Origin of the sequence: Thiothrix sp. (assembly GCF_028714775.1) — a bacterium.
In the GTDB taxonomy this organism is placed as follows: Bacteria; Pseudomonadota; Gammaproteobacteria; order Thiotrichales; family Thiotrichaceae; genus Thiothrix.
On sequence record NZ_JAQTLS010000046.1, the window covers coordinates 1 to 8,446 of the forward strand.

9 protein-coding genes and 1 pseudogene are annotated in these 8,446 nt (G+C 55.6%); 7 read left to right on the plus strand and 3 right to left on the minus strand.

Annotation, left to right across the window (positions count from 1 at the left end; translation table 11 throughout):
- Positions 1-454, minus strand: a pseudogene (locus PHE17_RS20975) (hypothetical protein); the annotation flags it as partial.
- A 98-nt stretch (positions 455-552) separates the two neighbouring features.
- On the opposite strand from PHE17_RS20975, the gene PHE17_RS20980 reads away from it, so the two are divergent.
- The 7 genes from PHE17_RS20980 (at position 553) to PHE17_RS21010 (ending at position 6,790) form a co-directional block, all read left to right on the plus strand.
- Complete coding sequence (locus PHE17_RS20980; protein WP_301017880.1) at positions 553-1,458, plus strand: TauD/TfdA family dioxygenase; 906 nt, start codon at positions 553-555, stop codon at positions 1,456-1,458.
- Positions 1,455-3,167 carry a ribonucleoside triphosphate reductase gene (locus tag PHE17_RS20985; protein WP_301017881.1) on the plus strand — a complete coding sequence of 571 codons (1,713 nt, stop codon included), beginning with the start codon at positions 1,455-1,457 and terminating at the stop codon, positions 3,165-3,167. Before PHE17_RS20980 ends, PHE17_RS20985 begins: the two co-directional genes overlap by 4 nt.
- Positions 3,152-3,349 (plus strand): anaerobic ribonucleoside-triphosphate reductase, encoded by a 198-nt coding sequence (gene nrdD / locus PHE17_RS20990; RefSeq protein ID WP_301017882.1) that lies wholly within the window; start codon positions 3,152-3,154, stop codon positions 3,347-3,349. Before PHE17_RS20985 ends, nrdD begins: the two co-directional genes overlap by 16 nt.
- Positions 3,337-3,945, plus strand: coding sequence for an anaerobic ribonucleoside-triphosphate reductase activating protein (locus PHE17_RS20995; protein ID WP_301017883.1), 609 nt, complete (start codon positions 3,337-3,339; stop codon positions 3,943-3,945). The genes nrdD and PHE17_RS20995 overlap by 13 nt, the downstream gene beginning before the upstream one ends.
- A 107-nt stretch (positions 3,946-4,052) precedes the next feature.
- Entirely contained in the window at positions 4,053-4,991 is a 939-nt protein-coding gene (locus PHE17_RS21000; RefSeq protein ID WP_301017884.1) for a chromate resistance protein ChrB domain-containing protein, read from the plus strand.
- Positions 4,988-6,337: a chromate efflux transporter gene (gene chrA / locus PHE17_RS21005; protein WP_301017885.1), complete on the plus strand. Its 1,350-nt coding sequence runs from the start codon at positions 4,988-4,990 to the stop codon at positions 6,335-6,337. The genes PHE17_RS21000 and chrA overlap by 4 nt, the downstream gene beginning before the upstream one ends.
- A gap of 30 nt (positions 6,338-6,367) precedes the next feature.
- Entirely contained in the window at positions 6,368-6,790 is a 423-nt protein-coding gene (locus tag PHE17_RS21010) for a chromate resistance protein ChrB domain-containing protein (RefSeq protein WP_301017888.1), read from the plus strand.
- 13 nt (positions 6,791-6,803) lie between these two features.
- Here PHE17_RS21010 and PHE17_RS21015 read toward each other — a convergent pair whose 3' ends face one another.
- On the minus strand, positions 6,804-7,538 hold the full coding sequence (locus PHE17_RS21015; RefSeq protein ID WP_301017886.1) for an MBL fold metallo-hydrolase: 735 nt from the start codon (positions 7,536-7,538) through the stop codon (positions 6,804-6,806).
- A 27-nt stretch (positions 7,539-7,565) separates the two neighbouring features.
- Positions 7,566-8,231 carry a metalloregulator ArsR/SmtB family transcription factor gene (locus PHE17_RS21020; RefSeq protein WP_301017887.1) on the minus strand — a complete coding sequence of 222 codons (666 nt, stop codon included), beginning with the start codon at positions 8,229-8,231 and terminating at the stop codon, positions 7,566-7,568.
- Positions 8,232-8,446 lie beyond the last annotated feature (215 nt).

The window sequence follows — 8,446 nt, forward strand, 5'->3', positions numbered from 1 at the left end:
AGCCTTGCGCTTGGTAATCAGCCAGTAAATCCAATACCACATCGGGGACGCAATCGGGGCGTGTGCCGATGCTCAAGCCAATCACATCGGGTTCTGCCAAGGCTTGGTCATACAAGGGCTTCAGCACCTCCAACGCGGCATAAGTATTGGTGTAAGCCTGAAAATAGGCGATGAACTTTTTTGCCCCGGTGCGTTTGGCAAGCACCGCACGCCCAGCGGCGATTTGCTGTGTGACCGTCGGTGGATGCCTGCCTTGCGGATTGAAAGATGCATTATTGCAAAAAGTGCATCCCCCCTGCCCTTTGCTGCCATCACGGTTAGGGCAAGTGAAACTGGCATTCAGGGCAAGCTTATGCACCCGTTCACCGTGGCGGTGTAACAGGTGCTGCCCGAAAGTATTGAGGTGGTTAGCGAGGTTCATGCTGCTATTGGACAGGAAGGCTTCCTCCCACACATTGACTCAAGTCAAGGTTATGCTGACGATTACTACATATAGTGCATTTGTCTTATATTTTATCTACATGTAGTTCCACTAAAGAGGTATCACCAACGATGTACAGCCCTTTCCTATTAGATGATGAAGTTCTCTACCACCAATGGCGGCAACAAAAATTGCAAGACTACCCAGTATATCTGGAAGACCTGATTGTGGAAGTCCGCGATCCGCGCCACCTGACGGATGCTGAACATCAGGCGATGCTGGCACGTTGCCGCAAGGCCAATATGGTCATTTATGTGGGCAAAACCGGGGATGACCCCGACCGTTCCATCCCGCACCGGATGGCACAACAATTTGGTTTGCAGCACCTAGACCACAACTGGCTGGCGGATGATGATGGGCTGACTTCCCTGACCGTTGCCGCTGCGGAGAGTGGGGCGCGTGAACATTACATCCCCTACAGCAACCGCCTGATCCAGTGGCATACCGACGGCTATTACAACCTGTCGGAGCAACAAATCCACGGGCTGCTGCTGCATTGTGTGCAAAGTGCGCCAGAGGGTGGTGAAAACCGTTTGCTGGATCACGAAATTGCCTATTTGCGCCTGCGTGACCAAAACCCGAACTATATCCGCGCCCTGATGCAGCCGGATGTGATGACCATTCCTGCCCGCACCGACGGTGATACGGTTGCCCGTGCGGAAAATGTCGGCCCGGTATTTTCGGTTGACGCGGTGACAGGGGATTTGCACATGCGCTACACCATCCGTGGGCGCAATGTGGCGTGGAAAGATGACCCACTGACCCGTGAAGCACTGGCAGCCCTCGGCGACTGGCTGGAAGGCGATTCGACCTACATTTTCCGGGGCAAGCTCGAACCGGGCATGGGGCTGGTCAGCAATAACGTGCTGCACGACCGCAGCGGCTTTACTGACACGCAAGACCACCGCCGCCTGCTGTACCGCGCCCGCTACATGGACAGGCTGGTAGGCACCAGCATTCGGGAGTGGCTGGCATGAGCTGTGTGGAAGTTGCCGACACCATCGACAGTTACCTGCAACAGCGTGATTGGCGGGTGAATGCCAACGCTAACCAAGGCTATTCCGTGGGCGGGTTGATCCTGAACACGGCGGGGAAAATGATTGCCAACTACTGGCTTGACCAGGTGTACCCGCCAGACATCGGGCAGGCGCACCGTGAGGGCGACGTGCATATCCATGACCTTGACATGCTGGGCGGTTATTGCGCGGGCTGGTCATTACGTACCCTGCTGCACGAAGGCTTCAACGGCGTGCCGGGGCGTACCGATGCCAAAGCCCCCAAACATCTGGACAGCGCCCTGTGGCAAGCGGTGAATTTCCTAGGCACTTTGCAGAACGAATGGGCAGGCGCACAGGCATTCAGTTCCTTCGATACCTACCTTGCCCCCTACATCCGCAAGGATAAGTTGGACTATGGGTATGTACGGCAACTGATGCAGTCGTTCATTTTCAACCTGAATTTCCCCTCGCGCTGGGGGTCGCAAACCCCGTTCACGAATTTGACCTTTGACTGGACTTGCCCGGATGACCTGAAAACGCAGATTCCGGTGATTGCTGGGGAGGAAATGGCGTTCAGCTACGGCGACTGCCAAGCAGAAATGGGCATGATTAACCGTGCTTTCCTCGAAATCATGGAAGAAGGCGATGCCTGTGGACGGGTGTTTACCTTTCCGATTCCCACCTACAACATTACCCGTGATTTTCCGTGGGAGAGTGCGGACACCGACCTGCTGTTTCGGGTCACGGCGAAATACGGTTTGCCATACTTCCAGAACTTCCTGAAATCGGGGCTGGAACCGGGCATGGTGCGCTCGATGTGTTGCCGCCTGCAACTTGACCTGCGCCAACTGGAACGGCGCGGCAATGGCCTGTTCGGTTCGGCGGAACAGACCGGCTCGCTGGGGGTGTTCACTATCAACTGCGCCCGCCTTGGCTATGTGTACCGGGGCAACAAGGCAGGGCTGTTTGCACGGCTGGATACCCTATTGGAACTGGGGCGCGACAGCCTTGAGATCAAGCGCAAGGTGATCCAGCAACACATGGATCAGGGGCTTTACCCCTACACCCAACGTTATCTGGGGACATTGCGCAACCATTTCTCCACCATCGGCGTGAACGGGGTGAATGAGATGATCCGTAATTTCACGGCGGACACGACCCACATTGCCGAACCCACAGGGCAAGCATTGGCAGTGCGCCTGTTGCGGCACATCCGCAGCCGCCTGCGGGATTTTCAGGAAGAAACCGGGCATATGTACAATCTGGAGGCTACCCCAGCGGAAGGTACGACTTACCGTTTTGCCAAGGAAGACCGCAAACGTTTCCCCGATATATTGCAAGCGGGTACGTCGGAACGCCCGTATTACACCAATTCAAGCCAGTTGCCGGTGGGTTACACCGATGACCCGTTCATGGCACTGAGCCTGCAAGACGGTTTGCAAACGCTATACAACGGCGGCACGGTACTGCACCTGTACATGCAGGAACGCCTTTCCAGTCCACAAGCCTGCAAACAACTGGTGCGCCGCAGTTTGGAACGTTTCCGCCTGCCTTACATCACGGTGACACCCACTTTTTCCATCTGCCCCAAACACGGTTATCTCGCCGGGGAACACGAGTTTTGCCCGCGCTGTGACGAAGAATTATTACTCCAAAAACAACAGGAATCCTTATGCACCATTCAGTAAATCCGCAGCCGATCAGGTTGGAAAACAGTAAACGCCAGCGTTGCGAAGTGTGGACACGGGTGATGGGCTACCACCGCCCTGTCAGCTCTTTCAACCCCGGCAAGCAAAGCGAACACGTGGAACGCCTTCCTTTTGTGGAAACCTCCCCACGGCTAGAAGGAAAACGCCCGTGTTGCAGCTAGGTGGGCTAGTGCCGTTAACCAGCATCGACTTTCCGGGGCATCTGGCAGCCGTGCTGTTTTGCCAGGGCTGCCCATGGCATTGCCGCTACTGCCATAACCCGCATTTGCTGCGTACCGATGTGCCGGGCAAACTGGAATGGGCAGAAGTGATGCATTTTTTGCGGGAACGGGCCGGGTTTCTGGATGGGGTGGTGTTCAGTGGTGGTGAGCCGCTGCTACAGCCGCGCCTGCCGGAAGCCATGCAGGCAGTGAAGGCGTTGGGCTTCAAGGTTGCCCTGCACACGGCGGGAATCATGCCTGCACGCTTGGCAAAGGTGTTGCCTTATGTGGACTGGGTGGGACTGGACATTAAAGCGCCGTTCCATGCCTACAAGAAAGTCACTGGTTTGGCAGGTAGTGGGTTCAAAGCTGAGGAAAGCCTAGATTTGCTGCTGGCTGCCAAACACGTGGATTACGAGATCAGGACGACCGTTGACAGCAGCTTGCTAAGCAAAGAAGAGGTTGCAATGCTGACAGCAGCATTGGCAAAACGCGGGGTCAAGCGGCACGTATTGCAGGCTTGCCGAAAACCGGAAGATAAACTTCTCTTGAAGTGATTTTCATAGGGGGGTAATTATGCGTAAACAGCACCATTGGGATAATGTCTACTGGCTACGCTAAAATGTTATATTCTTTATATTTTGTGTAATGTATTCTACACTTCATGCAATGGATACTACTTATTACCTCCCTTCCCACTGAAAACGCCACCGCACGGATGCGTATTTGGCGGGCATTAAAAACCCTTGGTTGTGCCAGCCTGCGTGATGGTGTGTGGCTACTGCCTGCACAAGGTAACACCCATAACAGCCTTGGTACTGTCGCGGAAGATACCCGTAAATCTGGTGGGGACGCTTGGGTGCTGGACATCCAAGCCAACCAGCAACAGGCGGAAACCTTCCCGGCCTTGTTTGACCGTGGGGCGGATTACAGCGCATGGCTGGAGGAACTGGCACAATGTGACCCGCTGGCAGAAGACATCCCCGCCACCCGCAAACTGCTCAAAAACGCCGCCAAACGCTTGGCAACGATCATGGATACAGACTACTTCCCCCACCCATTACAAGCCACTGCCCAAAAACGGCTGGCAACAACGGAAGCTGCCCTACAAAAGCGGCAGGTATCTACCGAACCTTCTTTCCGTGAAGGTATGCCGGAACGCTTGGACAAAGCTGATTTTCAGGGCAGGACATGGGCAACCCGGCAAGATTTGTGGGTGGACAGGCTGGCCTCGGCATGGCTGATCCACTGTTTCATTGACCCACAAGCACAATTCCTGTGGTTGGAAAATACCGCTGGTTGCCCTGCTAATGCGCTGGGCTTCGATTTTGACGGGGCGCGTTTCACCCATATCGGCAAGCGCGTGACCTTTGAAACCCTGCTCGCCAGTTTCGGGCTGGAACAGGATGTTGGGCTGCAACGCCTCAGCAAACTGGTGCATACACTGGACGTGGGCGGCACGAACCCCGAAGCGGCGGGCTTTGCCCTGTTGCTGAAAGGCTTGAAACACCGCATTAACGATGATGATGCGCTGCTGTTAGCGGGCACTCAAATACTCCACGATTTTTACCACGCCTTTTCTTTACAAGAGGATTCCCCTTGAGCGACATACCCCAAACACCACCCGCTACCCCGACGTTGGGGCAAGCCTTCAAATACTGGTTCAAGCTGGGCTTCATCAGCTTTGGTGGTCCGATGGGGCAGATTGCGATGATGCACACCGATTTGGTGGAAAAGAAACGTTGGATTTCCGAACACCGATTCTTACACGCACTGAATTTCTGCATGATCTTGCCGGGGCCGGAAGCGATCCAATTGGCGATTTACATTAGCTGGCTGATGCACGGGGTAGTGGGTGCGGTGATGGCGGGGGTATTGTTCTTCCTGCCTGCGTTCTTGCTACTGTCAGTGTTGGCGGGGGTGTATCTGGCATGGGGCGATGTGCCGCTGATGCAGGGCTTATTCTATGGCATAAAACCAGCGGTCGTGGCCATTGTGCTGTTTGCCGCGTGGCGGATTGGCTCAAAGGCGCTGAAAAACAGCATCCTGTGGAGCATGGCGGCGGCGGCTTTTATCGCCATTTTCGTGTTTGGGGTAGACTTCCCATGGATCGTACTGGTAGCCGCGCTATTGGGTGTCATTGGCGGTAAGGTCATGCCGGACAAGTTCAAAGGCAGCGGTGGGCACGGCGCATCCAATAAGCAATACGGCGCGGCGGTGATTGATGACCATACCCCAACGCCAGACCATGCGAGATTTTCATGGGCAAAACTTGGCATCACGGTAGCTGCCTTCATCGGTATTTGGGCAGTTTCCATGTTTGCACTGTTCGGCAACCAAGCATTGAGTGAAATGGGGAGCTTCTTCACCAAAGCGGCGTTCCTGACCATTGGTGGGGCGTATGCAGTATTGCCTTACGTCTACCAAGGCGGGGTGGAACAGTACGGTTGGCTAACCGGGCCACAAATGATGGATGGCTTGGCACTGGGCGAAACTACACCGGGGCCGTTAATCATGGTGGTGACGTGGGTTGGTTACATGGGTGGTGTGGCAAAAGGCGTACTCAGCAACCCGGTTGCGGCAGGCTTTGCGGGTGCAGCGGTGGCAACCTTTTTCACCTTTTTACCGTCATTCCTGTTCATCCTCGCAGCGGGGCCAGTCGTGGAAAGTACCCGTAATGACATCAAATTCACCGCACCCTTGACAGGTGTCACCGCAGCGGTAGTGGGTGTGATCATGAATCTGGCAGTATTTTTCGCATGGCATACATTCTGGCCTAAAGGCACAGCAGCAGCACCGTTCACCAACCCGTTCGAGTGGTTCACGGTTATCGTGGCGGTCGGGGCGTTTGTGGCCTTGTGGAAATACAAGGCGGACATCATGAAGGTGATCCCTGTTTGTGCGCTGCTGGGGTTGGCGTATACCTTTATCATGGGGGCAATTGGCTAATGGCACACACGAAATGGGTAACACGCGAAGATTGACCGCATCGCCTGCCCGTGGCTGATTGCCCGTTTTATCGACAAGGAAGCGGAGTTTCTTTATGTGCCCGCCGACCAAGTGCTAGCAGTAGCGGCAGATAGCGGGGCAATCCCTTACGACATCCCCGGCGTGGAGTATTCCCACGCTGGGGAGTTGTGCAGCTTTGATGCGTTCCTCAGCAAACACAACCTCACCGACCCAGCCTTGCAGCAACTGGCGGTGATTGTGCGTGGGGCTGATACAGCACGGCTGGACATTGCACCACAGGCGGCGGGCCTGCTCGCCTTGTCGTTGGGCTTGTCACACAATTTCACGGATGACCATGCAATGTTGGCACAAGGCATGGTGATGTACGACGCACTGTATGCATGGTGCAAACATACGCAGCAGGAGACGCATAGCTGGAATTGTCCAACCTGAACGATGGGCTTGGTTATCCTCCCATCACATTACGCCGGATAATCTCCGCCATACCCACAGGTTGTGGCGGCAAGTTGCTGAGGATTGCCGCCACGAATTCCCCCTTATCCGCTACCAGCGCGGTATTAAAGCGCTTTTCAAAGGCGATGGTGGACGATGGTTTGCCAGAAATACCTGCCCCGCACACGCTGCCTGCTTGCGCACCGGGGAAGATTTCCACGTATTCCGGCAAAGTCAGCAGCTTGTTGAAAATCGAACCGTGCAGCAGGCCCCCCATGCGTTCCTCATCACCGCGCAAGTCGGGACGCCCTGCACTTCCCACAAACAGGGTATGCCCGGTCAGCACAAACCACGGCCCGGCACTGCGGCGCACATCGGACACCAACAGGCAAATGCTGTCTGCCGTATGCCCCGGTGTGTGCAATACGGTGACGGTAACATTGCCAACGGTCAGCACCTGCCCATCTTTGAGCGCGGTGAAGGCAAACTGCGGGGTGGAACTTTCGTGCAAACAGTATTGCCCGCCACAGCGTTGTGCCAGTTCGCGCCCGCCGGATACGTGGTCGGCATGGATGTGGGTGTCGATCACGTAATCAATTTTCACCGCTTGTTGCGCGGCTTGCTGCAAAAACCAGTCCACGTCCTCGGCATGGACATCAACGGCAATGGCGTGGCCTTTGCCGCCACAACCGAACATGTAGGCCAGTGAGGATGCGTCAGACGGCGCGGCGCGTTGCAAGAAAAACATGGGGAATCCTCCGTAGCAGTTTTATGGTCAATGTGTGGTTTGGGTTGGCAACCCGGCAGCTTTCCATTCCGGCAGGCCATCTTGCAGGCGCAGCGCGGTAATGCCATGCCCACGCAGGGTTTGCACCATCTGGAAGGAATACACGCAGTAAGGCCCCCGGCAGTAGGCAACGATGGTTTTGCTGTCATCAAGCTCGTGCAAGCGTTCGGCAACTTCTTCGGGTAGCAGGTGAATCGCGCCGGGGATGTGTCCGGCGGCATATTCGGCGGCGGGGCGCACGTCCAGCACGGTCACTTCGTCGCGTCCGATGCGGGCGAGGAGTTCTTCCGCGCTAATGGCTTCCATTTCAGCCTTGTTGGTCAGGTAGGTGTGGGCAAGGCGTTCCACTTCTGCCAGATGCAATTCGGCGGTACGGCGCAAGCTGGCAATCAGTTGCACCACGTCATCCCCGGCGAGGCGGTAGAGGCGGCGTTTGCCATCGGTGCGTACATTGACCAACGCAGACTGCTTGAGGGTTTGTAGGTGGCGCGAGGTATTGGCAACGCTCAGGCTGGCAAGCTGGCTGAGTTCTTCCACGCTGTGCTCGGTTTGCGCGAGGTAGTCGAGGATTTCCAGCCGCTGTGGGGAAGCGAGTGCCTGCGCAATTAGGGCGAACTGGGCGTTGACCTGCTGTTTGAAACCGGGCGTTTGCATTGGGCATCTCTCATTCAATGAATTGCTTGAATGATTTCATGGACAAACGCCAACTGCAAGCAGTTTCAATGTTCTGGCAGGCAACACCCCCGCTGATCCAGCGTCTCCAGCAAGTAGCAATGCTCTGCTGTCTGGCTTGGGCATTGGGCAATCTGTTCCAGTACGGCACGTATGGCTTGCAAGTCACGAATTTTGGCATCAATTTCCACCAAATG